Here is a 24,369-nt window from a genome sequence, read left to right as displayed (position 1 = left end):
ATTAAACGATGTGTTGAATCGCCCAAAGGCGGTGGCGTTCACCGTTTGACGGGAGCGAGGCGGGCCGGGGGAGCGGTCGCAACGGCCGCATCGATTCGACACCGTCCGGAAGCTAATCGAACGCAGTGTCCGATCCGGGTCAGAACAGTCCGGAGATGTTACCTTCGGCGTCGATATCCATGTCTGCGGCGGCCGGGTCAGCGGGTAGTCCCGGCATCGTCAATACGTCGCCGGTGAGTGCAACGAGGAACCCCGCTCCGGCGGACGGGTACACCTCGCGGACTTCGAGCGACCAGTCCGTCGGCGCGCCTTTCTTGCTCGAATCGTCGCTCAGTGAGTGGAACGTCTTCGAGAGACAAACCGGGTACTCCGCAAAGCCTAACTCCTCCATCCGCTCGATATCTTCCGATGCGGTCCCCGTGTAGGTCACCCCATCAGCACCGTACATCTCGGTCGCAACGGTCTCTATTTTCTCTTTGATCGATGCGTCGTCCTCGTACAGAAACGCGAAGTCGTCCGGGTCGTTGGTTTCGACTTCCTCGATGATGTTTTCTGCGAGGTCAACGCCGCCTTCACCGCCGTCCGCGAAGACGGTTGATTCAGCAGCTTTCACGCCGATATCGTCGCGGCAGTGGTCTAAGACGGTCTGGATTTCCTCGTCCGTATCATTCGGGAAGCGGTTGACGGCGACGACGACGGGCACGCCGAACTGCTGTAAGTTCTGGACGTGCTTGTCGAGATTCTCGAATCCGCGCTCTATTGCGTCAACTCCCGCTTCTGCTATCGCGTCGTAGTCTGTGGGCCACATATCCAGCCCGTGGTACTTGAGTGCCCGGACGGAGGCAACGAGAACAAGGACGTTCGGTGTCATCTCCCCGAATCGGCAGACGATGTTCATGAACTTCTCCGCGCCGAGATCAGACCCGAATCCGGCTTCTGTGACTAGATAGTCACCCATGCCGAACGCGGCCTTGTCAGCGATGAGCGAGTTCGTTCCGTGAGCAATATTTGCGAACGGGCCACCGTGGACGAACGCGGGCGTCCCCTCGATTGTTTGAACGATATTGGGCTTGATGGCGTCACGGAGGAGCATCGTGACCGGGCCGGTGGCCTCGATATCGTCTACAGTGACCGGGTCGCCTTCGTCGTCGTACGCGACGATGATCCGGGCGATGCGCTCTTTAAGGTCGCCGAGGTCGCTTGCCAGACACAGGACGGCCATCAACTCCGAGGCTGCAGTGAGGAGGAAGCCATCCTCGCGCGGCGTGCCACCCGTCTTGCCGCCGAGACCGACGACCGTTTCCCGAAGTACGCGGTCGTTCATATCGAGAGCGCGGGGCCATTCGACATCGTTCACGTCGATTTCCAACTCGCTCCCTTGCGATATTTTCGCGTCGAGCATCGCCGCGATAAGGTTATGCGCCGACGTGAGCGCGTGGAGATCGCCGGTAAAGTGGAGATTGATATCTTCCATCGGCAAGACCTGCGAGTAGCCACCACCGGCCGCGCCACCTTTGACCCCGAATATCGGGCCGAGCGACGGTTCGCGGATAGCGATAACTGCCTCTTTGCCGAGGTGGTCGAGCGTCTGTCCGAGTCCGACCGTCGTCACCGTTTTCCCTTCACCCAACGGTGTCGGCGTCATGCCGGTTACGAGGACGAGATTTTGCGCTCTGTCCGCGGCATCGTCACGGAGACGCTCGACAGCGTGGTGCTCGATTTTCGCTTTGTACTCACCGGAGTACTGCAGGTCGCTGCTGTCGAGATCCCACGGTTCGAGGAAGTCCCAGATCGGAACCATCTCAGTGGACTGTGCAATCTCGTAATCGGACGGCATCGAATCCTGATCGTTATCGGATGGAGACATCTCACACAGAAATCGACTTGGACGGTGTAAGAATATTTGCGTAGTTGATAGGACTGGGACACGACAGGCCTATGACGGCTATCGTGAACCCGTAACTGCGATACTAACCGGGTCGATACTCCCAACTCGCCTTCCTCGTTTGCCACGATCAGCCGGTACGTCGTGTTTGCCGACTTGCTTCTGTTTGGTGCAATCAGTCACATCTCCTCTTTCATATCACCACGTCGGTAGCGTCTCAGTAGCTCGTAGCTGGTGACACTCCCCGTCTCGTCGAGTGTGATTTCGTAGCACCCGATGATATCTTGAGTATCCGGAACGGCACTCCGTTCGACCACTTCCACGACAGTCCGCCAGCTGTCGTCGTCCGTCGCCTCGATTTTGATGATCCCCTCGAATTTGTATTCTAACAGCTCTTCTGCCACTTCTCGCGCTCGTTTTTGCGCGTCACCGAGTCCGATTGGTGAATCCGAAGACTGGTTCGGCATCGCTTCAGCCGATGTAGCCTGCTCGGAAGACTCATCATCGACATGCTCCGCTGACGGCATCCCCTCTATCTCGGTAGGGGAGACCACATCGTTGATGTCATCACGTTCTGGCGGATCGTTTGCTTGGTCTGACATTTTCCTAGGTATGAAGCTGATACCTTAAGAAATGGTGACCTCCATGTCTTGGATGGCGGACTCGACCACGTCTCGCAACTCCGAAACCTCACTACGCTGAGCAACTTTCGAGGCCAACACATCAACACAGATGTCCGTTAGTACGGATTGGTTACGATCATCGACAGTTCCGATGCCCTCAGCAGCCATAATCGCCGCTCGTGTCCCGACGTTGATATCGAGCCGCTCGCGCAACTCGCGCATCAATTCAACGATCTGTTCTATATTTTCGGCATCGAGTCCATCGACGTGGGACTGGACGATTTCGACCTCGGTATCACGGTCGTAGAAATCCATGTAGAGGCCGACGAGACGATCCAAGAGCGCATCTTGTGGCTCGTGAACGCCAGCGTACTCCACGGAGTTCGAGGTCAGAATCGCTCGGAAATCGGAGTGTACATCGACGTATCTGGACTCTCCACGCTGTCCCGGGAGTTCGAGAACCCCCTCCTCGAAGACCGACAGGAGAACGTTGTTTGCGACGGGTTTCGTCCGGGAGAACTCGTTGTACACCAGCGTCGCTCCTTCCTGCACGGCCACTGTTAGCGGATTGTTCACCCATCGATCACGGATGATATCCTTGCTCTTGATGACGTTGTGGATGTACTTGTCGCGCTCTGAAATGCGCTCTTTTTCGGCGTACTCTCCGACGAGGTCACTCGTCGTTAGGTCGGCATCACCGTTGATCCAGACGACCGGGCGGTCGCGCTCGTGAGCGACGTGCATCGCCAACGCCGTCTTTCCACAACCGGTCGGCCCGATCAGGTGAACGGGCCGTCCCACGTCGAGCCACCGACTCATGCGCGTTTCGACCTGCGCTACCGCCTCGGTCTCGACGAACGGCTGTTCTTCGGGCATAAATCGGTCGTCGAACTGTGCTGCTCCGTTCCCTGCTCGGTGAGACTCCTGTTTTTCGAGGCGTTGGCGTTCTTTTTCTCTGCGATTGCGTACGTTTTGTTCTTGTTTTTCGTCGCGAGACGAGCGGATTTGCGACCCTCGAACCTTCCGTTTGCGTGACCCGTTCGTCATGCTTTATCGTCCGGGCGGAGTGGCATGTCTTCACCGTACTCTTCACGGTACTCCTGAATCGTCATGTCGTGGGTCTGTAAGTGCGGTTCCGTAATCGCCTGATAGTATTCACCGCACACGAGACACTGAATCATTCCTTCTGGAGCATCTTCGTCTGCTTCCGTCTCTTCGTCCTCTTCTACCGCATTCTCCGCTTCTCTCGTGTCCTCCGTGTCGATCTCCTCTTCTATAATCAACTCTTCTTCGACCTCCTTGATACTCCCCGTGTCTGTATCTTCGGTGTCGGTCTCGGTTTCGACTACTTCGAGTTCCGCTTCCTCGTTCTCGGTTTCAACTGATTCTTCGGCCGGTTGTTCCGGTACTCCGGCGTCTGGTGCTTCGGCTTCCGTTTCGAGGGGCGTCCCCCGAATCCGACGCTTCTGCTCCGTAGAAGTCGCGGGCGAAGGCGTCGAAGGACTCCTCAGTCGTTTCGAACTCCGCTCTGAAGTCGTCGATTTCCTGTTGGAAATCGGCAATCGCGTTCAGCATAGCTTGTACTTCGACGCCGTGAAACTCCTCGCGGTATTCTGCGACGGCATCGCGCTGTTCTGCGACGGCATTCCGGAATCGCTCGATGTCGGCATCGAAGTCATCGGTGTAGTCGTCGAACTCCGCTTGGACTGCGCCGAATTCCAGTTGTAGTTCCTCGATTGCCGCCAACAGGTCGGATACATCGCGGAGGGCAGCCACATCGGTCACGAACTCGTTCGTATACGCGTCGAACGCCTCGTGAGTTGTGTCCATCTCCGCTCGCAGGTCCTCGATTGCGGCGAGGAGATCGCTTACGTCTTGCTTTGCTTCGACATCCGATTCGAAGGTCTCAGCATACGCGTCGAAGATGTCACGCATCTCACGCAGCGCTTCTCGCTGCTCACCGATTTCGGTCTGGAGATGGCTGACTTCAGCAGCGAACTCCTGGTTATATGCGTCGAACGCGTCGCCGGTCTCCTCGATCTCCGCTCGGAGGGCATCGATTGCATCGAGCAGGCTACTCACATCTCGTTTGGTTTCGATGTCAGCGGCGAAGTCTGCGGCGTACGCCGCGAACTCTTGCTGTGCGTCCGCGAACTCCTCGCGGGTTGCGGTCATTTTCTCGCGTTTGTCTCTGACAGTCATGGGTGGTTGTGTGCAAAAATAGGTTGGATAGTGTTTGCTTGCAAGCTATACGCCTCCGTACTCCGCCAAAGTAGGCCAGCGGTTCAGGCCTCAGGCGTGGGTGCTGCCTCGGCGGTAGCAGTGAGTTCCGCTTGTTCGATTTTTGCGATTTCTTCAGCGTAATGGAGGAAGGTATCGACCGACGCAGCGACGACTCGCGCCTCAACGGTCAGAATCTCGATACCGACGAGGGAGACACGCGCCCACACGTCGACGACGACACCCTTGTCCAATACGCGGTCCAGAACTTCCGCCAAACTCGATGAATCGGGTTGAGCCATGATTGGTCTGGGTTGTACTTTGTACCCACACGACACTACCCAATGAAGTTGTAAATTGATTTGTATGATTTCACCAACCGTTTCACTTCCTGTAATAGGTCAAACATATAAGTACGATGAGAATGAGTTCTCACGTAGGGTCGGCTCGATTAAGGAGCGCTTCATACTGTTGTCAACCAGTGCAAACCGCTCCGGCATCCACCGACCATACGCAACCTATGACCTCACCTGATCCTGCATCCTTGCTCACGGAACAACAGGGCCGTGCGCTCTTTCCCCGCGAAATCAGCCGTTTTTTTACTGGCGACCCGGGTCACGCTCTGCTCGTTAAGGGAGCGCCGGGGACAGGGAAAACGCTGTTCACGATTCGCGGTCTTGACGTTCTGGAGCGTGATGGTGATGTTCTCTATGTGTCGACTCGCGTTGACCAAGATACGGTCCACGAGATGTACTTCGAGGAGCATTTTTCCCTCGATAAGACATCCATTCTCGACCTCTCCCAAGACCCGTTCGAGCTTCCGTTAGACATGGATGTCCCGTTCGAGAGGTTGGATTTAGACGCTCTACTCGAATGGATCCAACAGGTCAAGGCCGCAAGCAAGCGGCTCACGATTGCGTTCGACAGTTGGGAGCTCATTTACGAGTACTTGGCCACTCGCCACGACGAACCGCCGGATATCGAAACTGTGACGACCCAGTTGGTCGCTCTTGCCCGTCAAGAGGACATCCGACTGCTGCTCGTCTCCGAAACCGCCGATTCGTCGCCGCTCGAATACATCGTTGACGGTGTTGTTACGCTACAGGTTGCGGAGGACGAGCGCGGACGCACGCGGCGACATCTCCGATTGGAGAAGTTACGCGGTGTCCGTATCGGTAATCGGTTACAGCCGATCACGCTTGCCAACGGCCAGTTTCAAGCGATTACCCCTGTCGAGTTGCCGACTGTCCACACGGGAACTGGGAGTGGCACATGGAAGCCACGCCCGAACTCGAAGGCGAAGTTCTCGACGGGGATTAGTGATCTCGACCCCATTCTGTCGGGCGGGTACAACCGTGGGAGCGTCGTACACCTCGAACTGGGTACTGATCTCTCCCGCGATGCGTGGTGTGTCCTGACGCTCCCGACAATCCGTAACTTCCTCGTCAATGAGATGGGTGTTGCTGTTGTTCCGCCGCGGGAAGGGAGCCCGGGGCTACTTCACAACGACTTGAACTCGGTGCTGACGCCCCGCGTGTTCGATACGTACTGTCACGTCTTCGAGACGTACGCGGGTCCGTCTCGAAGTAAAGACACATACGAGAACGACGACCAATCGGAGGCCCCCTCCGGGACATCACGGGCGGTTTCGAAATCAGATGTGGACAGTTCCATCGGAATCGGGGCCACGCGTCGGGAGGAGCAGTCACGCACATCGGATGATGTCGTGGAGAGAAATCGGTCCACCACAATCGACGAGAGGCTCGAATCGCCCGTGGAAGGAGGTCAACTCGATTACGAGCCGTACATGGAGTACGTCGAGCAGGTGCGAAAGCAGAGCGATGGGCCGTTGTTGCACGTGATCAGCATGGATACGGCACGATCGACGTTCGAAACGTGGTTGGGTGATTTTGCGAACTATGTCGCCCTCCATAACGACCTAGCGATTCTCATCACTAAACCGGGAACCGAACTCCGAAAGCGGGCGGACCGTGTCGCAGACATGCATCTCCGATTGGAGCGGTCTGGCAAAGCCATCATGCTGTACGGCGAAAATCCGCTGACTTCCATGCTCGGTATCGGTATCGATCAATCACAGAGCATCCCCAGAATCACACTCACAGAGATGGTGTAAAAAGATGGAACGGCTTGCCAAAGAACTCCACGAGGAGATCAGAATGGAGACGGAGCTATCGTTTACCGTTTCGGCTGTCAGGTCGCTACTTGCGTCCGAATACGAGCCAAAACACGGATCCCAGTTCGGCGAGAGTAGTTCTTCGCCGCAGTACATGGAAACACAACTCACTGACGACGCAGTGGCTACGATGGATGGCTGGCTCGATGAAGCGTATCTCCACACGGTCAGTGATAAAGATGTCATTGCACAATTAGACGAGATTTTACTGCTGTTGATCGCTGTGCGAGGTGAGGCTTGTGGAAAGGAACTCCTTCAGGATCTACGCCGTCTCTTCGGCGTGGATTTGAGCCCCGGAACCGTGTATCCTCATTTAAACGACCTCGCAGACGAGGGGATGCTCGACATGACTGAGTTGACGAAGCGGAAAATCTACCGAATTGCGGATGCGGAAGCGACGTTCAACAGCGTGGAACCGGCAGTGAATCGATTGATCACGTTTTCGCTCGTGCTGAAGGCACTGATAATCGATTGTAAGACCCGACACGTGCAGTCCCAACGGAGTGAGACGGATGAGCGATAACCTATACACATACGGCGTTATCGAACAGGAAGATATCGAACTGGAAGTCGATGGTGTTGGCGAAGCTGAACGCGTTTACACCGTCGATTACCGCACATTGTCGGCCGTCGTATCCGACATCGACACGACGGATCCAGAGCGCACTGATGAAGATATCGAGGCGCACAACAACGTTCTCCAGACCGTACTCGAATACGACGGTGGCCGTACAATCGTCCCAATGAGCTTTGGGATGGCATTCAAGGGCGCTCGAACCCTAAAAGGAGTCCTTCGTGGAGCGCGACGGCCTCTACGCAGTGCTTTGAACGATATCGAGGGCACAGTCGAATTGGGGGTGAAAATAATTGCCCCTGCCGAAGACGGCATTCCCCGAGACGAAATCCAGGCCGATGTGACGGACCGGCTCTCGGAGGTGAGTCTCAACGAAACTGAGAACGACCTCTTCAGTGACCGACTGATCGTGAACAAATCGTATCTGGTCGAGCGCGAACACAGAGACGACTTCGACGCCGCAATCGATGCTATCGAGGCGGCGTACGACGACGAATTACGGGTGCAGTACACCGGACCGTGGGCTCCGTACAATTTCGTCGATATTCACATCGGGGCCGAGCAACAGGGGGGCCGATAACATGTTCCTGCTGGACGATTTGCTGGTCAACCCGTTTCTCTCGCTGGTGGACATCTTGCACACGATGGCATTGGACGAGATGTACGACACCGAAGCGATTCAGGACGATATCAAGGAAAATCGACTGCTGTATGAGATCGGCGAGCGATCAAAAGAGGAGTATCAGCAGCGCAAGCAGGAACTCGAAGCACAGTTAGACACCGCCAAACAGGTCAAGTCCCAGATGCGGGGCCGTGTGGAGATCAAAGGCTGATGTCTCCCAACTCCAACGACGCCGGAGATCCATCCGACAAGTCCCCTGACAAACGCCCCGACTCCCCCAGTGGCCTCCTCGAACAACTCCGAGCCATCGTGGCATCGCTCGCCGAAATCGAATCTGAAGAAGGCGGTCATCGACGGGGATCAGGTCAGATCGATCAGGGGAGTTCCCAAATCGATTATGACTACGAGGTTTCCATCGGTCTCGGGTCGGATGATCGAACAGCTGAATCTCCCCATCGGTCTGCATCAGATCACTCCCGGACCGGAGAGTCGAACAGCCAGCAGGGAGACACAGAATCGGTTCACGTTGAGACACGGGAATGCAGCCACAACGAGCGGATCGTCATCGCTGATCTCCTCGGCGTGACTGACAGCGAATCCGACGACGACCTCGATGTTACGCTTGATACCGATGCGCCCGCGTTAGTGTTGAGCGCCGATGGGGAAACTGTCGGTCGTGTTGCGCTCGACCACCCCGACATGACGATTACCGATGTAGAACTCAACAACCAGATTCTCGAGATCCGACTGGTTCGAAGAAACGAATCTACCGAAGGAGCATCCGAATGACTGACAAACAGCAACAAAAACGCAAACAGAAAGCGAGACAGATACTGGCGAAGGCACAGCTCAGCCGAGATACGGCCCGACAAAAACTGCTCCAACAGCGGAGGAAAATCGCACAGCGCCGCAAACGGAACCGGCACCAGTCAGAGTCACAGCGCGACCGGGATGAGAACGATGGGACAGGGAACCCAACGGCACATTCGACACTTCCGCCCCAGAAATCGAATGCCGAGAACGCAGCCCGGAACTCCCACTCGACCGTTCCGGCGGTGCCGAAACACTCGAATGTGGCTGCCCGCGAACGGCTGTACGGCCAACGACTCCACCGCAGAGCGAGCGCGCATAAGGGTGGAAATGTGGACGCCGATCACCCATCAGAAACCGACAGCGACAGGAGGGAGACATCCAGCGATGAGTGATCCCAAGCCGACCCGCTCGCAGGGCGACCTCGCCGAAATGCTGGAGATGCTGCTAGACAAAGGAGTCGTCATCAATGCCGATATTGCGGTCAGCGTCGGCGACACGGAACTACTGGGCATCCAACTGCGAGCAGCCGTCGCTTCGTTCGAGACCGCGGCTCAGTACGGTCTCGAATTTCCGACCGGAACAGATATGAAACGCGTCGAGACAGCGGCTGGCGTCTCGTCGGATGCCTCCGATGCAAACTCGGAAACACAGCCGGAAACTGAACCAGCGAGAGAAACAACAGACGAACATTCGGCGGTATCATCCCCGTCTTCGAGGGAGGAATGAATAGCCGTGGAACTTACACTCGATGGCGAGGCGGACGATGTACAGGGCGGACTCACCGCACTCGTTGTCACTGTCGTCGAACTGCTGGTCGAGGCGCTCGAACAAGAGGCTGTGCGACGGATGGAAGCCGGTGACCTCTCTGCGGCCGAAATCGAGCGACTAGGTCAGCAGTTGCAGACCTTAGAAGAAGAAGTTGAGCGGTTAAAACAACAGGAAGACATCGGCGATGAGGTCGCTGCGTTCAAGAGTGACCTCGATCACGTCGTGCGCGACGCTATCGAGCAACTATCCGGGCACGAGGCCTCACAGTCCCGCAGTCCGGTATTCAACGCTGGGAGTGCATCCAATGACTGAACCGTCTCCGACTTCAGCCGCAGAGCAGTCAGCAGATGCCACAGAACAGTCCACCGGATCGAGTGGTGAACAGGCAGTCACCGACGGTCGGTATCTGTACTGTTTCGTGGACACCGAAAGTGCGGACTCGAATGACCTGTCGGTTCTCGGTGTCGGTGAGAGCTCCGTATACGTCATCGAGACCGAGAGTGTCGGAGCCGCTGTCCACGACTGTGAAGCAGTCTACGACACGGAAAGCCCAGAACAGGTGACACAGTGGGTACTCAGACACCAACACGTCGTCGATGCCGCGGGTGAGGTGTTCGGTACACCGCTACCGATGCGATTCAATACCATCATCGAGGGAGGGGACGCGAGTATCTCCCAGTGGGTACACGAAAATCACGACACGATTCGGGAGGCGCTGACGTCGTTCGCTGGCACGTGGGAATATCGTATTCGCCTCCACTGGGATTCATCAGCGTTCGAAGCCGAGATTGCAGATCAGGACGACCAGCTACAGGACTTACAACGACGACGAAAGCAAGCAGGTTCCGGAACGTCGTTTCTCCTCGAAAAACAGTACGATAAACGGCTTCGTGAACTGAAACAGCAGCGTCGGTCCGATCTGACGGCGACACTACGAGAGTCGATTTCCCCCGTCGTGACCGAGATGATCGAACAAGACCCGTCCTCGCCGCTTACGGACGACACCACAGCAATCGATGGGGAGCCAGTCGCGCGGGTAGCGGTCCTCGCAGACGAAGCGGATGAAACCGAACTCGGGAATCGGTTGGACGGCCCTGCCGAACAAGAAGGAGTGAGTATCAAATTCACAGGTCCGTGGCCTCCGTACACATTCGCACCGGACCTCGGGTGAGCGCGACTATGGAACCAACAAAAGACGACACGCACGCTATTGTGGAGTTCGTGGACGTACTGTTACGCGACGGCGCAGTCCTTCAAGCGGACGTAATCGTCACTGTAGCGGATATTCCCCTCATCGGGATCAGCCTTCGAGCAGCTATCGCTGGCATGACGACGATGACAGAGTATGGTCTGTTCGAAGAGTGGGATACGACCCACCGACAGCGTGCGACTCCCGGTGAGCGGTCCGGCACATCAAATGAGAGGGTCGAAACGGAAACGGAAACCGCTAAGCGCTAGATAGTGCGCCACCGATAGTTAGCCCGCTGGCTCGATATTCTGATTGATATGGAAGAAGTTATCTGGGTCGTACTTCGCCTTCACCTGTTGTAATCGCTCGTAGTTGTCACGGTAAGCGGCCTGGACTCGGCTCTCACCTTCTTCCATCATGAAGTTGACGTACGAGCCATCCGCTGCGTGTGGATGCACCGCCCGCCAGTAGTCTTTGGCCCACTCGGAGATTGCCTCAGCATTGGTCGGGTCCGGATCGACGCCCGCGATGACCATCGACCAGGTCGCGTCACGATAGCCCCACGCGGTCTCATCCGCGTCAACACGACTGACAGCCCCATCGACGGGATACAGATGCATCGTCGATTTCGCGGTCGGGACGTCGGCGAAACGCCGATGTTCGTTGATAGCGTCGTCGGTCAGTTCGTACACGAAGTCACCCTTCCAATACCACTGATCACCCGGGGGATAGAGATCGTCGAACAGGCTTTGGAGTGCTGGATACGGCATCGCCCCGATATGCTCGAACAGTGGTTCGGCAACATCGCGGGCCGACTGGATCACGGTCTCGGCTTCGTCCTCTGAGCCGAGATAACACCACATGAGCCCGCACACGTTCTCCCCGTGAATCTCCTCGGGGAATGGTTCACCCGGGACCTCAGCGACGAGATAGAACGCGTACACGTCCTCAGGTGCTTGGGGTAACCACTCACGGTACCACCGCATCGTAGATTCAAGTTCCGAGAGTGGCCAGAGCAGCGGTCCCGCAACTACTGTCTCCACCGGATGTAACTGATACTCAAACGAAGTGACCACGCCGAAGTTGCCGCCGCCGCCCCGGAGCGCCCAGAACAGATCTGGATGCTCGTTCTCACTCGCATGGACTAACCGTCCGTCCGCTAACACGACATCTGCGCTCACTAGATTGTCAATCGTCAAGCCGTGTTTACGGGTTAGATATCCGTGACCGCCACCCAGAGTTAGTCCACCAATACCGGTTGTAGAGATGATTCCACTGGGTGTCGCCAAGCCGAACGCGTGGGTCGCGTGATCAACATCGCCCCACGTGCATCCGGGTTCAGCGCGCACGGTCTTCGCGCTGGGATCGACCCGAATCCCCGTCATCTCGGAGAGGTCGATAACGAGGCCGCTATCCACCAACGCCAGACCGGGGCCGTTGTGTCCGCCTCCGCGGACCGCCGTCGCAAGGTCGTGCTCACGACCGAAGTTCACAGCCGCGATCACATCCGCGACAGTGGCACACTGGGCGATGAGCCGCGGATGTTTATCGATCATCGCATTATAGATCGCCCTCGCATCGTCGTACCCGGGATTTTCTGGCAGGATCAGTTGTCCTCGAAGCCCGTCCTGAAGTTGTTCGATAGCCGGTTCGTCAATATCTGGTCCTGTTGATGACATCGTTTGTCCCCTTGATTAACGTCTCAGTAGCCTGTTCTCGCTCACAGCAGCCCAAGACGTGACCTCATATTTATTACCTATGCTAATAGAGCTTGTTGAATGTTAACACAAATCAATATATCTCAGTAGATCTTTCGATACGGGAAATAGTACGAAACAGACGGTCTCTGGACTATGCGTCGAGTTGTGAACGACTCATCGTGTTACAGTTATGCATCTTCATCCGATGTTGGATCTTGTATCGGGAACGACAGTATGAGATCACGCCCCGACATCCGCCATTCAAGGGTGTCCGAGAGTAGGTCCGTGATACTGTTCGTATCGATGGTTTCCTCGTATTCACCGCTGATTTCGACACATTCGTCGGATGGAGAGTGCGTCACTTCAATATCGTCCGCTTCGATTTTATCGGGAAGCGTGAGGAAGGTCTCAACTCGGTCATCGAACTCGATCCACTGAGTGCCAATCCAGCCCCTCTCATCCTGGTCTAGTTCACTATCAGGCACGTCAAGGATCCGCTGAGGATGTTCCGGATTAGTACCGTAGTGGCGCTGGAGCGCTTGATGGGAGAGGAATTTCCGCTCGCAGGTCGGGCACGTCCAGCGCTCCGACTTCTGCTGTCGGCTTCGAGAGCGATTCGTTCCCGACCGGCGGCGAGTTGGTCGAATGCCGACTCCGCGACGTGATTGTCGCGGCGATTCCGCCTCGCGGTCTATCTGGCTCACATCGATATCGAAGGCAACATCCCATTCGACATCGTCTCCGTCCGATAGTTCCTGTAAGTCAGACAGTCGCGTGGGATCAATGTCGAGGTGATTGGATAACGCATCTAAATCCAGTTTTTGGTCGTTTTCGGCCGCCAACCGGCGCAGCTTGTCGGCATCGATACCGAGAAGGCGTGCGATCAACTCAAACGGGTCGGTCGCCATACCATGTCATACTCACCCATATATTTAGTTTCGAGGCGGATGTCGATCTCAAGGGAGACGCTACTGTCGAGTTAGTGGGTCACTGCGGCCGATTGTTCGTGATAGCCTCAGCAGAAACGGTGAATCGAACGTCGTAGGCGACACTACCCGATATCGATTCGTCAGTCGGTGAATTCCGCCCACGAGAAGATAATGAATAATGTGTTCTATAACGGTCCAATAGAAAGACACGGCGTTGTTTGTACCTTACAAGTGTATGACTGTAATCATTGTCTAAGTTTCATTAATTAATGATCCTCATATTGTTCAATGAGTTCGTGGGGCGTCATCGCTACACAGTATTCTGGTTTCTTTAGTTTTAGAATAGCATCACCATCACCAATATCTAGGTTTAGAAGATGTATTCGAGGAGCCTAGTATAATATAACCAATATTAAAGTAGAAAACGGCAAATTATCTCCAAAATAGATGAATATTTCCATCTATAGACATCAAATATGGGTTGAAAAGAATAGAAGGCAGAAACCCCCCAAGCACTGACAGTAGATCTCCTAGATTCGATACTCAATAACGACTTTCAATGATGAATTTGCTCATTTCCCTACAGCCGATCCATATCAGTTGCACCACCACTCAAGATGATTTTCTCGTCGAAGGACAGAACAGGTCACCGGAAGCAGTCAGTTCGCGTACTGCTCTATCGGCGGTCGTAAGCGATCACGGTCGCAGTGTCGTCCAGCGTTAGGTCGAGCGTTTCGCCATTGAGGTGTATCGTGAGATGTAGCTGAAGCGGATCCTCGGACACGGTTGTCACCTCGGGATCGAGAAGCGACGTAAGCTCCCAAATATAGACCCGTCGCAAATCGATTCCGGCATCGAACAGCAACGACGTCACCGCGGGATGGTCCATGACAACACCACCAGCGTTCAGGTGCGTCTGGTCGCCACACTCTCGACACTCGAACTGGACATCGAGCGGCGAACAGTGCGTAACTGATTCCACCGAGGAAAACACCGTGAGCGATGCATCTACCTGCCCGTAACAGAGCTTGCAGAAGCCGCGGCTGAGTTGGTGGGTAACCGTTAGGAGGTGTTTGCTGAACACCTCCGGGAGAGCCTCGGCATCGATGTTAGCGACGGTGTTCGGCGGAATCGGCATCCGAGTGATGAGATCATCGCACGCCGCACAATCGACAGTCGCAACGCCGTTTTCGTAGCGGGCCATCAAGCTGCCACTGCAGAACATACATTCGCCGGCGGGAACATCTTCGACAGTCACGTCGTCTGCATCGGTGAGCGTTCTCGAGACGGCGGCTCCGATCACTTGCCGACCAGCGTGCGTGAGCAGGTACTCACCGTCGGATTTCCGGACGAACTTCGGGACGAGTACGTCCAAGTGGTAATTGAATTTCCCTGAGTCACGAATGTCAACACTCGACCGGAGGTCGGAGAATGAAAGTGACTCGGGGTGCTGTGCCCAGAGCGTTCGAAGAATCTCTATCCGCAACTCGTTTGCTAAGAGACCAAAAACGGAGTCAAGTTCAGCGGCGGGAACGCGGGGACTCATCACAAAACAAAATGTCAACTTATGTGCCATTAGTATTTCGTCGGCACAGAGCGTTTCGATTATCAGTACACATCATTCGCTTCCCGGTAATTACGAAGTACTGAGCGGGCGAAGGAATCCACCTATTAATTTATGTAAATACGCCAGGGAATATTTACACATCATACGAATAACATTTCTATATATGATCTTCCACAGATCACCTCCAACTACGATTAGCAACCTGCCGACGGGCAGAGCGAACCGCGGTAACAAACCCATAAGGCCCCCACCGTCCGTTTGACACACATGGTCACGAATCGCATCACGGTCTCACTCGATGACGACGCCCAAGGCGCACTCGACAGCCTCTCGAACCGGACAGACAAAGCACAAAGCGAACTCGTCCGGGAGGCGTTGGTATTCTACGCGGCGAATTTCGAGGCGGCGGCGACGGAAGCCGGGCCGAACCTCGAAGCGTACCATCAGATGCTCTCAAGCGGTGAACACGTCCTCCTCGACGTCGATTTCCTGCACTGCTTTCTCGACTACGTCGAAAACGCGGAGGGTGATCCGGATCCTGAGTTCGTGGAAGCCGCAGACCGCGTCGCGTCGTTCCACGCTCACGAGTACGCCGACCGGTTCGACTCACTCGGTGAGCTCTTAGATTGGCTCTCGTTCTGTGGTTTTCTCACCGTTCGCGCATCTGAGGGTCGAACGTACCACGTCGTCTTCCCCACAGAATCGATTAAGTGGTTCATGGGACGGTTCATCGAACTGAGTACCGAACAACTCCCGTTCGATATCGAGACCGAAGAAGGAGTCTCGAAAGTACTGTTCACAGAAGTCCGATAGTGGCGGCGCCAGCGTTAGTTCGTACTTGTTCGTATCTATTCATACTAGTTCATACTCACACATATCCAGTCACACACGCTGTACCACCTATAAACAGCGTTCTCAACAGGGATTTATATAGAGTAATTCGGTACGTCATGCCAACTCATGGGCAGAATCATGAACATCGTGGAACGACTGAAATCAATCGGGCCTGGTGCGATGGTCGCCGCAGCGTTCATCGGCCCCGGAACAGTTACGACGGCGAGTGTAACGGGTGCACAGTTCGGCTACGCACTAATCTGGACGATTGCCTTCTCGATCATCGCTACTATCGTCCTTCAAGAGATGAGCGCTCGGTTGGGGCTCGTATCGCGCGAAGGCCTCGGCGAGGCGCTTCGAAGCCAATTCGACAACGAAGTAGCATCGGCGTTCAGTATCGCGCTCGTGGTGAGTGCAATCGGTATCGGGACTGCCGCCTACGAGACGGGGAACATTCTCGGCGGAGCGGCCGGCTTGGAAGGACTGACTGGCATTAGTGCCAACATTTGGGGGCCAGTTATGGGCCTCATCGCGGGGGCGCTACTGTGGTCTGGCAAGTACAAACTCATCGAGAAGGCACTCGTCGGCCTCGTCTCACTCATGGCGCTTTCGTTCCTCGTGGACGCCATCATCATCGGTCCCGACCTCGGCGCGTTGGCGATGGGGTTCGTCCCGAGCGTCCCGCAGGGTTCGGAGTTCCTCATCACCGGTCTCGTCGGAACGACTGTGGTCGGCTACAACCTCTTTTTGCACGCCGGGAGCGTCCAAGAGCGGTGGGCCGGTCCCGACGAACTGAACGAATCTCGCGCCGACACTGTCCTCTCTATCGTCGTTGGCGGTCTCATCACCATCGCTATCCTCGTCACCGCTGCGGCGGCGTTCCCGGTCGGAACTGAGATACAGAACGTGAGTACGATGGCAGAACAGATCGAACCGCTCGTCGGCACCCACGCGAAGGTGTTGTTCGGTATCGGACTGTTCGCCGCAGGGTTCACCAGTGCAACGACGGCACCGCTCGCGGGGGCCTACGCGACGGCCGGTGCCCTCGGCTGGGATACCGACCTGCAATCTACGAAGTTCCGCGCGGTCTGGGGAACCATCCTGCTCACCGGCATTGTCTTCTCCGCGCTTGGGTACAGCCCTGTGCAAGCCATCGTCTTCGCGCAGGTCGCTAACGGCATCCTCCTTCCTATCGTCGCAATCTTCCTCATCTACGTTATGAACGACCGTGATATCCTCGGCTCGTACGTCAACAACACGGTACAGAACGTCGTCGGTGGTGTCGTAACGATCATCGTCGTCTGGCTGGGACTCCGAACCCTCTATACCGTCGCGGCCGATTTGGGGGTGTTCTGAATGTCCCGCGAAACGCGAATCGGCGTTGACGTCGGTGGCACGTTCACCGACGTGGCGCTTCTGACTCCCGAGAACGAACTCGTAACCGCGAAGGTTCCGAGTACGGACGACCAAAGTGTCGGCGTCGTCCGCGGGTTCGAGAAGGCCTGCGACGAAGCCGAAATCGATCCGAGCGACGTAGACGCGTTCACGCACGCGATGACCGTCTCAGTCAACGCCCTCCTCGAAGAGAACGGCGCGAAAACAGCACTCGTCACCACAGAGGGGTTCAGAGACGTTCTCGAAATCGGCCGACAGGCCCGGCCTGATCTGTACGACGTGACCGCGGACAAACCCGCACCGCTCGTCCCACGACGTCGCCGCTTCGAGGTGACCGAACGGGCGACTATCGACGGGGTCGAGACGACAGTAGACGAAAGCGAGGTACGGAGCATCGCCGAAAACATCCGTGCGAGCGACGCCGAGAGCGTCGCCGTCTCCCTGCTCCACGCCTACCAACATCCCGAAAACGAACAGATCGTCGCGGATGTCCTCCGCGAAGAACTCGACGTACCAGTCTCCGCTTCGCACGAAGTCCTCGCGGAGTTCCGCGAATACGAGCGAACCTCGACAACGGTCGTTGACGCCTACGTCACACCGGCTATCGACGCTTACCTTGGCCGCCTCGAAGAGCGGGCGGCGGAGATGGATGTGCCCGTGCCCCAGATCATGCAAGCGAACGGCGGCATCGCACCGGCTTCGACGGTGCGCGAACACGCCGTGACGACGACGATGTCCGGTCCAGCGGCCGGTGTCGTTGGAGCGGCTGAAACGGCGACGAGCGACGACTTGGACGGCCTCGTCACCTTCGACATGGGTGGCACGTCCAGCGACGTGAGTCTCGTCAGAGACGGCGAAGTCGAGCGGACGACAGACGCCGAAATCAACGAGCGACCGATCAAGACGCCGATGGTGGACGTGAACACCGTCGGTGCAGGCGGCGGATCCATTGCGTGGGTTGACGCTGGTAACGCACTCCGCGTGGGTCCGCGCTCCTCGGGTGCGAACCCCGGACCGGCCTGCTACGGACGCGGCGGCACCGAGCCAACGGTGACGGACGCGAACGTCGTTCTCGGCTATATCGGCGGTAGTTCCGCTCTCGGCGGCGAACTCTCCTTAGACGTTGACGCCGCACACGACGCGCTTGCGAATCTCGCAGACGAAGCGGGACTCGATGGCGCACTGGCTGCTGCTCGCGGTGTCTACCGCGTCGCCAACGCCAACATGACGCGCGCGATTCGGGCCGTGACGGTCGAGCGCGGCCACGACCCACGGGAGTTCGGCCTCGTCGCTTTCGGCGGTGCCGGTCCGATGCACGCGGCCGCGCTGGCGGAAAGTCTCGACGTTGGAACCGTCGTCGTCCCGAGAGCCTGCGGCGTCCTCTCGGCGTACGGGCTGCTCGCGGCCGACCAGAAACACGACTCGGTGCGGACACTCCGAAGCCCGCTGGCCGAAACCAGCGTCGAGTCCGTCGAAGCCGCGTACGACGAACTCGAATCCGACGTGCTTGCGGACGTTCAGCGAACGGACGCCGCGACGGTGCAACGCGCCGCCGACCTGCGGTACGATGGGCAAAGCTTCGAACTCACCGTCCCGGTGGACGAGACGTTCGACGCCGATGTCGTCGAGGGGCGGTTCCACGAAGCACACGAGAACGCGTACGGCTATCGGCTCTCCGATCCGGTCGAACTCGTCAACGTGCGTTCGACCGCTGTCGTCGAACGAGGCGAACTCGGGGTCACCTATCGCGGCACTGGCGAGGCGCAGAAAGACACCAGATCGGCGTTCTTCGACGGTGAGTTCCACGAGACGCCCGTATACGAACGAGAGGGACTTGGAGAAGGCGCGACGGTCGAAGGTCCGGTCATCTTAGAGCAAAACGAGAGTACTGTCGTCGTTCCGCCGACGTGGACGGGGACGGTTCGGGCGGATGGAACGCTCGTCATGACGGCCGGAGGTGACGGCGAATGATGGACGAAGAGACGGACACGAATACCGACATGAACGCAGAAACAGATAGCGAGGTGGATGCGATCACGCTCGAAATCATGCGGAACCAGTTCGAGAGCGTCGCAGAGGAGATGGGACAGGTACTCATTACCTCGTCGTACTCGCCGAACATCAAGGAGCGACGCGACTGTTCGACGGCGTTGTTCGACGCCGACGGCCGCCTCGTCGCGCAGGCCGAACACATCCCGGTCCATCTTGGCGCGATGCCCGAAGCGGTGCAGACGGTTCTCGGATACGATCCGAAACCCGGCGACGTGTTCGTCCTGAACGACCCGTTCGAGGGTGGCACGCACCTGCCGGACGTGACGATGGTCTCTCCGCTCTCCCTCGACGGTGAGATACTCGGCTTCGTCGTCTCGCGTGCGCACCACGCCGACGTGGGCGGGATGGCTCCGGGCAGTATGCCCGCTGGCGCGCGCGAGATCTACCAAGAAGGCTTGCGCCTCCCGCCAGTCCGACTGGTCGAAGGTGGTGAGGTGAACGACGATGTGATGTCGGTCCTGTTGGCCAACGTCCGCAATCCCGGAGAACGCCGCGCCGACATCCGCGCGCAAATCGCGGCGAACGAACGCGCCGAAGAACGCCTCGGCGACTTAGTCGAAGAACACGGGAAGCCACAGGTCGTCGCGGCGTTCGACGCCGTCATGGCGTACTCCCGCGACCGCGTCACTGCGGAACTCCGTGCCCTTCCGGACGGCGAGTACCACGCCCGCGACGTACTCGAAGGCGACGGCGTGACAGACGAAGACATCCCTATCGAAGTAACCGTCTCCACCGATGGCGAAACCGTCGCAGTCGATTTCGACGGAACGGCCCCACAGGTAGCTGGGAACGTCAACGCACCGCTCGCGGTTGCCAAAAGCGCAGTCTACTTCGTCGTTCGGTGTGTAACCGATCCAGAGATTCCGCCGAATCAGGGCTGTTATGACCCCATCACCGTCTCGGTTCCCGAAGGGACGCTCTTGAATCCAAACGCACCGGCGGCCGTCGTCGGCGGCAACGTCGAGACGAGTCAGCGCGTGACTGACGTTGTCTTCACTGCACTCGCAGAGGCCGCACCGGATCGCGTTCCCGCACAGGGACAAGGGACGATGAACAATCTCACTATCGGCAGTCGTGCGGGCGGTTCGGAAGGCTTCACGTACTACGAAACCATCGGCGGCGGCTTCGGTGGCCGTGCCAGCGGCGACGGCATGGACGGTGTCCAAGTCGGAATGACAAACACGCTCAACACGCCCATCGAGGCGCTGGAAGCCGAATACCCGCTGTTTGTCGAGGAGTACAGCCTCCGCGAGAACAGCGGTGGCCGCGGCCGATATCGCGGCGGCCTCGGTATCGTCCGCTCAGTCACCATCGAAGCCGATGCCACGGTCTCGCTCCTCACAGAGCGCCGTCGTGTCGCCCCGAAGGGGATCGCAGGTGGCGAAGACGGTGCGACGGGCCAAAACCTCGTAGACGGCGAATCAGTCCCAGCGAAGACGACCCGTGATGTGCTCGCCGGAACGACAGTCACGGTTCGGACGCCCGGCGGAGGCGGCCACGGTACGCCGGAGGACCGTTCTACGGCAGACAAAGAGCGAGATGCCGAAGACGGGAAGGTCAAACGGTAATGTACGGGTGGCGCACCCGGTTAGGAGCCGTCGTTCCGTCGTCGAACACGACGGTCGAAGGCGAATTTACCACGTACGCACCTGAGGGCGTGAGCGTCCATGCGGCACGGATGCCCCTCGAATCCGTCACACCGGACGAACTCGATGCGATGGCCGACGCCGCAGTAGACTGTGCTGACCGACTCTCACACGCCGACGTGGATGTCGTCGCGTACGCCTGTACGACCGGCAGTCTCCTCCACGGTCCCGGGTTCGACCGCGAACTCGAACTGTCGCTGGCCGAAGCGGCAGGCGTCCCCGCCGTCGCAACGGCGCTGTCGGTCAAGCGAGCGCTCCACGTGCTAGGGGCCGAGCGACTGGGTGTCGTAACCCCCTACACGGAGGAACTCAACCAACGCGAGACAGACTATCTGGAATCGGCCGGGTACGACGTCATCACACTCGACGGTCTCGGAATCGAGTCGAACACGGAGATCGGCGAACAAACGCCTGAAAACGCGTACCGGCAGACTCGGATGTGTCTCGACACGGCCCCAGAAGTCGATGCTGTGTTCGTCTCGTGTACGAACTACCGAACGCTTCCGATGATCGAACGACTCGAGCGCGACTGCGACGTTCCGGTCGTCACTAGCAACGGAGCGACACTCTGGGACGCGCTTCAGCGGGCTGACGTCTCGACAGCCGACATCCCGGGACGGTTTACCTCCGCGCGGCACGGTGGCCTCGTTTGAACGGTTGACCCATCGTCGGTGGTGAGTCGTCACTTCCGGCGGGGTGGGAGTTCGAGTGTCGTCCCGACGCCAACGAACCGGAACGCGTCGGAAAGTCGGTCAGAGAGAATCTGTTGCGCCCGAAAACCCGTACAGTGCGTCCCGGCGAACAGGTCGATTTTTCCCGCGAGCCAATCTGCAACGTCGTGTACGCCGGCATCGTCCAAGGCGACAAGGTGGGTTCCACCGATGATGTAACGCACCGTTTGGCCGGTTACGGCTTCGGCGTACTCGACTGAATTGCGGAGGCCTGCATGGCAACAACCGAGGACGAGGGCAGTCCCGTCTTCGGTTCGCACGGCGACTGCTTGGTCGTCGGGAACGGTGTCGTCTACGAGTTCGCCGCCAGATGTTCGCTTTCCAGTCGTCGTCTCAGCGTGTTCGCGCGGAATCTTACCTAACGCGAACACGCCGTCAGTGACTTCCACCGGCTCGCGGTGCTCGATCAGTTCCGCACCGCTTTCGACTTCCGCTCGCGAGAACGGAACGCCGATATGAACGGGATCAGGGAACGACCCGCCGTTGGGCGGTCCCGTGGAGTACCGATGAGTCCAGATTTCGGGGTGGAGGTAGACCCTCGGTTGATTCATCGGATCGAGAAATTGATCGAGTCCCGCCGTATGGTCGAAGTGCGTGTGACTCAGAACGATGTCGTCGAACGTCGTGGGAAGACCCAAAAGGCGCGCGTTGTGAACCACAGCATCCGATTGCCCGGTGTCGAACAGCACGTCACCGATAGCCGCCGCGAACCCCCACTCGCCGCGCAAGCCTTTCGGAATCGCCGTCCCAACCGTGTTGTCCACGAGTATCGTGATTTCTGTCATGGAGTATTTCGGTCATCGAAGCCGAAGCATCCGGTCAAATTCGAGTTCATTTCGGAACCCCATATAGTTTAGGCTGGCCTAAAAGTTGGTGTGGAAATGAGAATCGGCGTCGATGCACCGAAACTCAGGTTTGTGGTGTTTGTCACCACGCCGTTCCCGAACTCAGCAGGCGCCGCCGCCAGCACCACCCGCAACACCCGCGCCGGCACAACTCGCCGCGCTCGCATTGGCGGCCGCGGCCGCCGCAGCAGATGACCCCGCAAAGACGATTGCAGCGTTGTTCGTCCGACTGTAATCTTTACACTCACCCCACACGACCGGTGCGATTTCGTCGTCGATATCGTCTGCAACTTCAATTGCCTCGCGGAGGTCACCAAGGCCGAATCTGTCGTCGGTCACGTACCGATCAACGAACTGGTCTGTGAGCGCGACTCGACGGCACTCCTCAGCCTCGAAGAGTTCGTCTCCGTCGAACGTGAACTGAACGTCGTAATGGCGAACAAACACGTCATCAAAGGGTCCCTGCAACGCGTCGGCGGCCTCGCCCACAAGATCCCACACTAGTTCCATATCCGGATTCTCGACAGTTTCACCCAGTGAAAACCGAGCGATTGGGACGATTATCGGTTCGCCATCCGGACCTTCGTTGACAACTGCGACCCCCGTCACACCGCAGTCATCGATAGCGTATCCACGCTCTTCGACGGACTCTCGGAGTGCGTCGTCCGCGTCATTCTGCCGCGATTCGAGGTCAACCTGTTCATCCGGCGTCCCGTCACCAAGCAGTCGTTCAAGGAGGGATGGCATCTCAGTGAAAGATTATCGAACAGATACTTCCACGTTGTGGTGCGTTGAGTAGTCGCCGTCTTTAGGTGACGTGAGTCCGAGTTTGACGAACACTCGACTGATTCCCGCCCGATATGAAGAACTTCCCACCACTCCCCGCTATCGAGAACGCTCCCGACGAACTCCTTGACGGCGGTCATCTCTGGATACTCGAACTGGTCGATGGGGAACCGCTTCGCTTCCGCCTCGACGAGTCAGGATTGATTCGATTCGGGGACGAAACCCGCGTCTACGACGACTCGGATGCCGTCCCCGACCGGTATCAGCATGCCATCCGTTACATCAGGGAGAACCTCGACCGCGAGGTACTTCGGCGGGCAGTCACTGATGTCGAGGATATTACCTTCTTCGGTGTGGCGACCCACCACCGGACGATCGAATACGACTGGGAACGCACGCCGTCGTTTCTCGGCTACGACGTGTGGTCATCCGATGTAGACGAGTTTCGGCCGCCGGACGCCGCCGAGCAGATTTTCGAGCAACTCGGACTCCGGCCCGCGAATGCCGTCGAAAAAGAGCGAAACACACGCGACTTCGATCCCGACTCGTACACGATTCCACACTCTGCGTGGTACGATGGCCCCACTAAAGGCGTCGTCGTTCGAAACAAGCGAGGGAATCGTGGGAAACTATCACACCCCGGATTTCGTGAGAAAACGAACGTGGAACCAGCCGACGGATCGGCCGCAGAACTCGCCGCGAAATTCGCCACCCCGCGGCGGATCGAGACGGTCGAATCACGTCTCTCCGAACACAACCGACCGGTTACGTTCGAGTCAGTGTACGAGCGTGTACTGGAAGCAATTCTCCGCGAAGAACACGCCCGACTCGATCAGCGGGCGAACGACCTCGATATGGCGGCGTTTCGATCCGAACTCGCCGCAGTCATTCGAGAGGACCTCGACGGTTGATCTAGGAATCTCGAAGCGTAACGTCGGTACCATACGTTACCCATTTTGGGAGGGTGTATCAAGCAGGCAAACACCTCGCCCGGAC

General features: G+C 57.6%; 25 protein-coding genes and 1 pseudogene. 16 read left to right on the top strand and 10 right to left on the bottom strand.

Going from position 1 to position 24,369, the window contains the following annotated elements; genetic code table 11:
* Positions 1 to 139: 139 nt before the first annotated feature.
* The 5 genes and pseudogenes from HBOR_RS15720 to gvpA all read right to left on the bottom strand — a co-directional run bounded on the left by HBOR_RS15720 (position 140) and on the right by gvpA (position 5,030).
* Positions 140 to 1,867 carry a formate--tetrahydrofolate ligase gene (locus tag HBOR_RS15720; protein ID WP_006056145.1) on the bottom strand — a complete coding sequence of 576 codons (1,728 nt, stop codon included), beginning with the start codon at positions 1,865 to 1,867 and terminating at the stop codon, positions 140 to 142.
* Between the two features lie 197 nt (positions 1,868 to 2,064).
* The gene (locus HBOR_RS15715) at positions 2,065 to 2,487 is read right to left on the bottom strand and encodes a gas vesicle protein GvpO (RefSeq protein WP_006056146.1); all 423 of its coding nucleotides are present in this window, start codon (positions 2,485 to 2,487) and stop codon (positions 2,065 to 2,067) included.
* Positions 2,488 to 2,511: 24 nt separating this feature from the next.
* Entirely contained in the window at positions 2,512 to 3,555 is a 1,044-nt protein-coding gene (gene gvpN, locus HBOR_RS15710; RefSeq protein ID WP_006056147.1) for a gas vesicle protein GvpN, read from the bottom strand.
* Positions 3,552 to 4,710, bottom strand: a pseudogene (locus tag HBOR_RS15705) (MucR family transcriptional regulator). The gene gvpN and the pseudogene HBOR_RS15705 overlap by 4 nt, the downstream one beginning before the upstream one ends.
* A gap of 83 nt (positions 4,711 to 4,793) precedes the next feature.
* Positions 4,794 to 5,030: a gas vesicle protein GvpA gene (gene gvpA, locus HBOR_RS15700; protein ID WP_006056149.1), complete on the bottom strand. Its 237-nt coding sequence runs from the start codon at positions 5,028 to 5,030 to the stop codon at positions 4,794 to 4,796.
* Between the two features lie 218 nt (positions 5,031 to 5,248).
* On the opposite strand from gvpA, the gene HBOR_RS15695 reads away from it, so the two are divergent.
* Genes HBOR_RS15695 through gvpM form a run of 10 tightly spaced genes read left to right on the top strand, consistent with a single transcriptional unit; the run spans position 5,249 to position 11,157 of the window.
* The gene (locus HBOR_RS15695; protein ID WP_006056150.1) at positions 5,249 to 6,862 is read left to right on the top strand and encodes a gas vesicle protein GvpD basic region 2 domain-containing protein; all 1,614 of its coding nucleotides are present in this window, start codon (positions 5,249 to 5,251) and stop codon (positions 6,860 to 6,862) included.
* Between the two features lie 4 nt (positions 6,863 to 6,866).
* Positions 6,867 to 7,445 (top strand): PadR family transcriptional regulator, encoded by a 579-nt coding sequence (locus HBOR_RS15690; RefSeq protein WP_006056151.1) that lies wholly within the window; start codon positions 6,867 to 6,869, stop codon positions 7,443 to 7,445.
* The gene (gene gvpF / locus HBOR_RS15685) at positions 7,435 to 8,076 is read left to right on the top strand and encodes a gas vesicle protein GvpF (protein ID WP_006056152.1); all 642 of its coding nucleotides are present in this window, start codon (positions 7,435 to 7,437) and stop codon (positions 8,074 to 8,076) included. The genes HBOR_RS15690 and gvpF overlap by 11 nt, the downstream gene beginning before the upstream one ends.
* Position 8,077: 1 nt before the next feature.
* Complete coding sequence (gene gvpG / locus HBOR_RS15680; protein WP_006056153.1) at positions 8,078 to 8,329, top strand: gas vesicle protein GvpG; 252 nt, start codon at positions 8,078 to 8,080, stop codon at positions 8,327 to 8,329.
* A complete protein-coding gene (gvpH, locus tag HBOR_RS15675) occupies positions 8,329 to 8,907 on the top strand; it encodes a gas vesicle protein GvpH (protein ID WP_006056154.1) in 579 nt (192 codons plus the stop codon). The genes gvpG and gvpH overlap by 1 nt, the downstream gene beginning before the upstream one ends.
* Entirely contained in the window at positions 8,904 to 9,323 is a 420-nt protein-coding gene (locus HBOR_RS15670; RefSeq protein ID WP_006056155.1) for a hypothetical protein, read from the top strand. Before gvpH ends, HBOR_RS15670 begins: the two co-directional genes overlap by 4 nt.
* Positions 9,316 to 9,657, top strand: a complete 342-nt coding sequence (gene gvpJ, locus HBOR_RS15665; RefSeq protein WP_006056156.1) for a gas vesicle protein GvpJ — start codon at positions 9,316 to 9,318, stop codon at positions 9,655 to 9,657. Before HBOR_RS15670 ends, gvpJ begins: the two co-directional genes overlap by 8 nt.
* Positions 9,658 to 10,011, top strand: a complete 354-nt coding sequence (locus tag HBOR_RS15660; RefSeq protein WP_049890647.1) for a gas vesicle protein K — start codon at positions 9,658 to 9,660, stop codon at positions 10,009 to 10,011.
* Positions 10,004 to 10,870: a gas vesicle protein GvpL gene (gene gvpL, locus HBOR_RS15655; protein WP_006056158.1), complete on the top strand. Its 867-nt coding sequence runs from the start codon at positions 10,004 to 10,006 to the stop codon at positions 10,868 to 10,870. The genes HBOR_RS15660 and gvpL overlap by 8 nt, the downstream gene beginning before the upstream one ends.
* Positions 10,871 to 10,878: 8 nt before the next feature.
* The gene (gene gvpM / locus HBOR_RS15650; protein WP_006056159.1) at positions 10,879 to 11,157 is read left to right on the top strand and encodes a gas vesicle protein GvpM; all 279 of its coding nucleotides are present in this window, start codon (positions 10,879 to 10,881) and stop codon (positions 11,155 to 11,157) included.
* 18 nt (positions 11,158 to 11,175) lie between these two features.
* Here the strand turns inward: gvpM and HBOR_RS15645 are convergent, their stop codons facing one another.
* The 3 genes from HBOR_RS15645 to HBOR_RS15635 form a co-directional block, all read right to left on the bottom strand.
* Entirely contained in the window at positions 11,176 to 12,567 is a 1,392-nt protein-coding gene (locus HBOR_RS15645) for an FAD-binding oxidoreductase (protein ID WP_006056160.1), read from the bottom strand.
* A 209-nt stretch (positions 12,568 to 12,776) separates the two neighbouring features.
* The gene (locus HBOR_RS15640; RefSeq protein WP_006056161.1) at positions 12,777 to 13,496 is read right to left on the bottom strand and encodes a hypothetical protein; all 720 of its coding nucleotides are present in this window, start codon (positions 13,494 to 13,496) and stop codon (positions 12,777 to 12,779) included.
* A 697-nt stretch (positions 13,497 to 14,193) separates the two neighbouring features.
* On the bottom strand, positions 14,194 to 15,063 hold the full coding sequence (locus HBOR_RS15635; RefSeq protein WP_006056162.1) for a DUF7351 domain-containing protein: 870 nt from the start codon (positions 15,061 to 15,063) through the stop codon (positions 14,194 to 14,196).
* Between the two features lie 288 nt (positions 15,064 to 15,351).
* Here HBOR_RS15635 and HBOR_RS15630 point away from each other — a divergent pair, with 288 nt between their 5' ends.
* The 5 genes from HBOR_RS15630 to HBOR_RS15610 all read left to right on the top strand — a co-directional run bounded on the left by HBOR_RS15630 (position 15,352) and on the right by HBOR_RS15610 (position 21,664).
* Complete coding sequence (locus tag HBOR_RS15630) at positions 15,352 to 15,897, top strand: ribbon-helix-helix protein, CopG family (RefSeq protein ID WP_006056163.1); 546 nt, start codon at positions 15,352 to 15,354, stop codon at positions 15,895 to 15,897.
* Between the two features lie 159 nt (positions 15,898 to 16,056).
* Positions 16,057 to 17,274, top strand: a complete 1,218-nt coding sequence (locus HBOR_RS15625; protein ID WP_081457890.1) for an Nramp family divalent metal transporter — start codon at positions 16,057 to 16,059, stop codon at positions 17,272 to 17,274.
* On the top strand, positions 17,275 to 19,284 hold the full coding sequence (locus tag HBOR_RS15620) for a hydantoinase/oxoprolinase family protein (protein ID WP_006056165.1): 2,010 nt from the start codon (positions 17,275 to 17,277) through the stop codon (positions 19,282 to 19,284).
* Positions 19,284 to 20,933 (top strand): hydantoinase B/oxoprolinase family protein, encoded by a 1,650-nt coding sequence (locus HBOR_RS15615; protein WP_006056166.1) that lies wholly within the window; start codon positions 19,284 to 19,286, stop codon positions 20,931 to 20,933. Before HBOR_RS15620 ends, HBOR_RS15615 begins: the two co-directional genes overlap by 1 nt.
* Positions 20,933 to 21,664 carry a maleate cis-trans isomerase family protein gene (locus tag HBOR_RS15610; RefSeq protein WP_006056167.1) on the top strand — a complete coding sequence of 244 codons (732 nt, stop codon included), beginning with the start codon at positions 20,933 to 20,935 and terminating at the stop codon, positions 21,662 to 21,664. The genes HBOR_RS15615 and HBOR_RS15610 overlap by 1 nt, the downstream gene beginning before the upstream one ends.
* A 29-nt stretch (positions 21,665 to 21,693) precedes the next feature.
* Here HBOR_RS15610 and HBOR_RS15605 read toward each other — a convergent pair whose 3' ends face one another.
* Entirely contained in the window at positions 21,694 to 22,527 is an 834-nt protein-coding gene (locus HBOR_RS15605; RefSeq protein ID WP_006056168.1) for an MBL fold metallo-hydrolase, read from the bottom strand.
* 162 nt (positions 22,528 to 22,689) lie between these two features.
* Positions 22,690 to 23,334 carry a hypothetical protein gene (locus tag HBOR_RS15600; protein ID WP_006056169.1) on the bottom strand — a complete coding sequence of 215 codons (645 nt, stop codon included), beginning with the start codon at positions 23,332 to 23,334 and terminating at the stop codon, positions 22,690 to 22,692.
* Between the two features lie 113 nt (positions 23,335 to 23,447).
* On the opposite strand from HBOR_RS15600, the gene HBOR_RS15595 reads away from it, so the two are divergent.
* The gene (locus HBOR_RS15595; RefSeq protein WP_006056170.1) at positions 23,448 to 24,284 is read left to right on the top strand and encodes an RNA ligase family protein; all 837 of its coding nucleotides are present in this window, start codon (positions 23,448 to 23,450) and stop codon (positions 24,282 to 24,284) included.
* The last annotated feature ends 85 nt before the right edge of the window (positions 24,285 to 24,369 follow it).

Source organism: Halogeometricum borinquense DSM 11551, from assembly GCF_000172995.2.
Taxonomy (GTDB): Archaea; Halobacteriota; Halobacteria; order Halobacteriales; family Haloferacaceae; genus Halogeometricum; species Halogeometricum borinquense.
This window is presented reverse-complemented; position numbering and strand designations above follow the sequence as displayed.

Excerpts from the sequence above, each read along its gene's own strand:
- HBOR_RS15720 (WP_006056145.1), bottom strand. The coding sequence starts at position 1,867 with ATGTCTCCATCCGATAACGATCAGGATTCGATGCCGTCCGATTACGAG.
- HBOR_RS15715 (WP_006056146.1), bottom strand. The coding sequence starts at position 2,487 with ATGTCAGACCAAGCAAACGATCCGCCAGAACGTGATGACATCAACGAT.
- gvpN (WP_006056147.1), bottom strand. The coding sequence starts at position 3,555 with ATGACGAACGGGTCACGCAAACGGAAGGTTCGAGGGTCGCAAATCCGC.
- gvpA (WP_006056149.1), bottom strand. The coding sequence starts at position 5,030 with ATGGCTCAACCCGATTCATCGAGTTTGGCGGAAGTTCTGGACCGCGTA.
- HBOR_RS15695 (WP_006056150.1), top strand. The coding sequence starts at position 5,249 with ATGACCTCACCTGATCCTGCATCCTTGCTCACGGAACAACAGGGCCGT.
- HBOR_RS15690 (WP_006056151.1), top strand. The coding sequence starts at position 6,867 with ATGGAACGGCTTGCCAAAGAACTCCACGAGGAGATCAGAATGGAGACG.
- gvpF (WP_006056152.1), top strand. The coding sequence starts at position 7,435 with ATGAGCGATAACCTATACACATACGGCGTTATCGAACAGGAAGATATC.
- gvpG (WP_006056153.1), top strand. The coding sequence starts at position 8,078 with ATGTTCCTGCTGGACGATTTGCTGGTCAACCCGTTTCTCTCGCTGGTG.
- gvpH (WP_006056154.1), top strand. The coding sequence starts at position 8,329 with ATGTCTCCCAACTCCAACGACGCCGGAGATCCATCCGACAAGTCCCCT.
- HBOR_RS15670 (WP_006056155.1), top strand. The coding sequence starts at position 8,904 with ATGACTGACAAACAGCAACAAAAACGCAAACAGAAAGCGAGACAGATA.
- gvpJ (WP_006056156.1), top strand. The coding sequence starts at position 9,316 with ATGAGTGATCCCAAGCCGACCCGCTCGCAGGGCGACCTCGCCGAAATG.
- gvpL (WP_006056158.1), top strand. The coding sequence starts at position 10,004 with ATGACTGAACCGTCTCCGACTTCAGCCGCAGAGCAGTCAGCAGATGCC.
- gvpM (WP_006056159.1), top strand. The coding sequence starts at position 10,879 with ATGGAACCAACAAAAGACGACACGCACGCTATTGTGGAGTTCGTGGAC.
- HBOR_RS15645 (WP_006056160.1), bottom strand. The coding sequence starts at position 12,567 with ATGTCATCAACAGGACCAGATATTGACGAACCGGCTATCGAACAACTT.
- HBOR_RS15640 (WP_006056161.1), bottom strand. The coding sequence starts at position 13,496 with ATGGCGACCGACCCGTTTGAGTTGATCGCACGCCTTCTCGGTATCGAT.
- HBOR_RS15635 (WP_006056162.1), bottom strand. The coding sequence starts at position 15,063 with ATGAGTCCCCGCGTTCCCGCCGCTGAACTTGACTCCGTTTTTGGTCTC.
- HBOR_RS15630 (WP_006056163.1), top strand. The coding sequence starts at position 15,352 with ATGGTCACGAATCGCATCACGGTCTCACTCGATGACGACGCCCAAGGC.
- HBOR_RS15625 (WP_081457890.1), top strand. The coding sequence starts at position 16,057 with ATGAACATCGTGGAACGACTGAAATCAATCGGGCCTGGTGCGATGGTC.
- HBOR_RS15620 (WP_006056165.1), top strand. The coding sequence starts at position 17,275 with ATGTCCCGCGAAACGCGAATCGGCGTTGACGTCGGTGGCACGTTCACC.
- HBOR_RS15615 (WP_006056166.1), top strand. The coding sequence starts at position 19,284 with ATGGACGAAGAGACGGACACGAATACCGACATGAACGCAGAAACAGAT.
- HBOR_RS15610 (WP_006056167.1), top strand. The coding sequence starts at position 20,933 with ATGTACGGGTGGCGCACCCGGTTAGGAGCCGTCGTTCCGTCGTCGAAC.
- HBOR_RS15605 (WP_006056168.1), bottom strand. The coding sequence starts at position 22,527 with ATGACAGAAATCACGATACTCGTGGACAACACGGTTGGGACGGCGATT.
- HBOR_RS15600 (WP_006056169.1), bottom strand. The coding sequence starts at position 23,334 with ATGCCATCCCTCCTTGAACGACTGCTTGGTGACGGGACGCCGGATGAA.
- HBOR_RS15595 (WP_006056170.1), top strand. The coding sequence starts at position 23,448 with ATGAAGAACTTCCCACCACTCCCCGCTATCGAGAACGCTCCCGACGAA.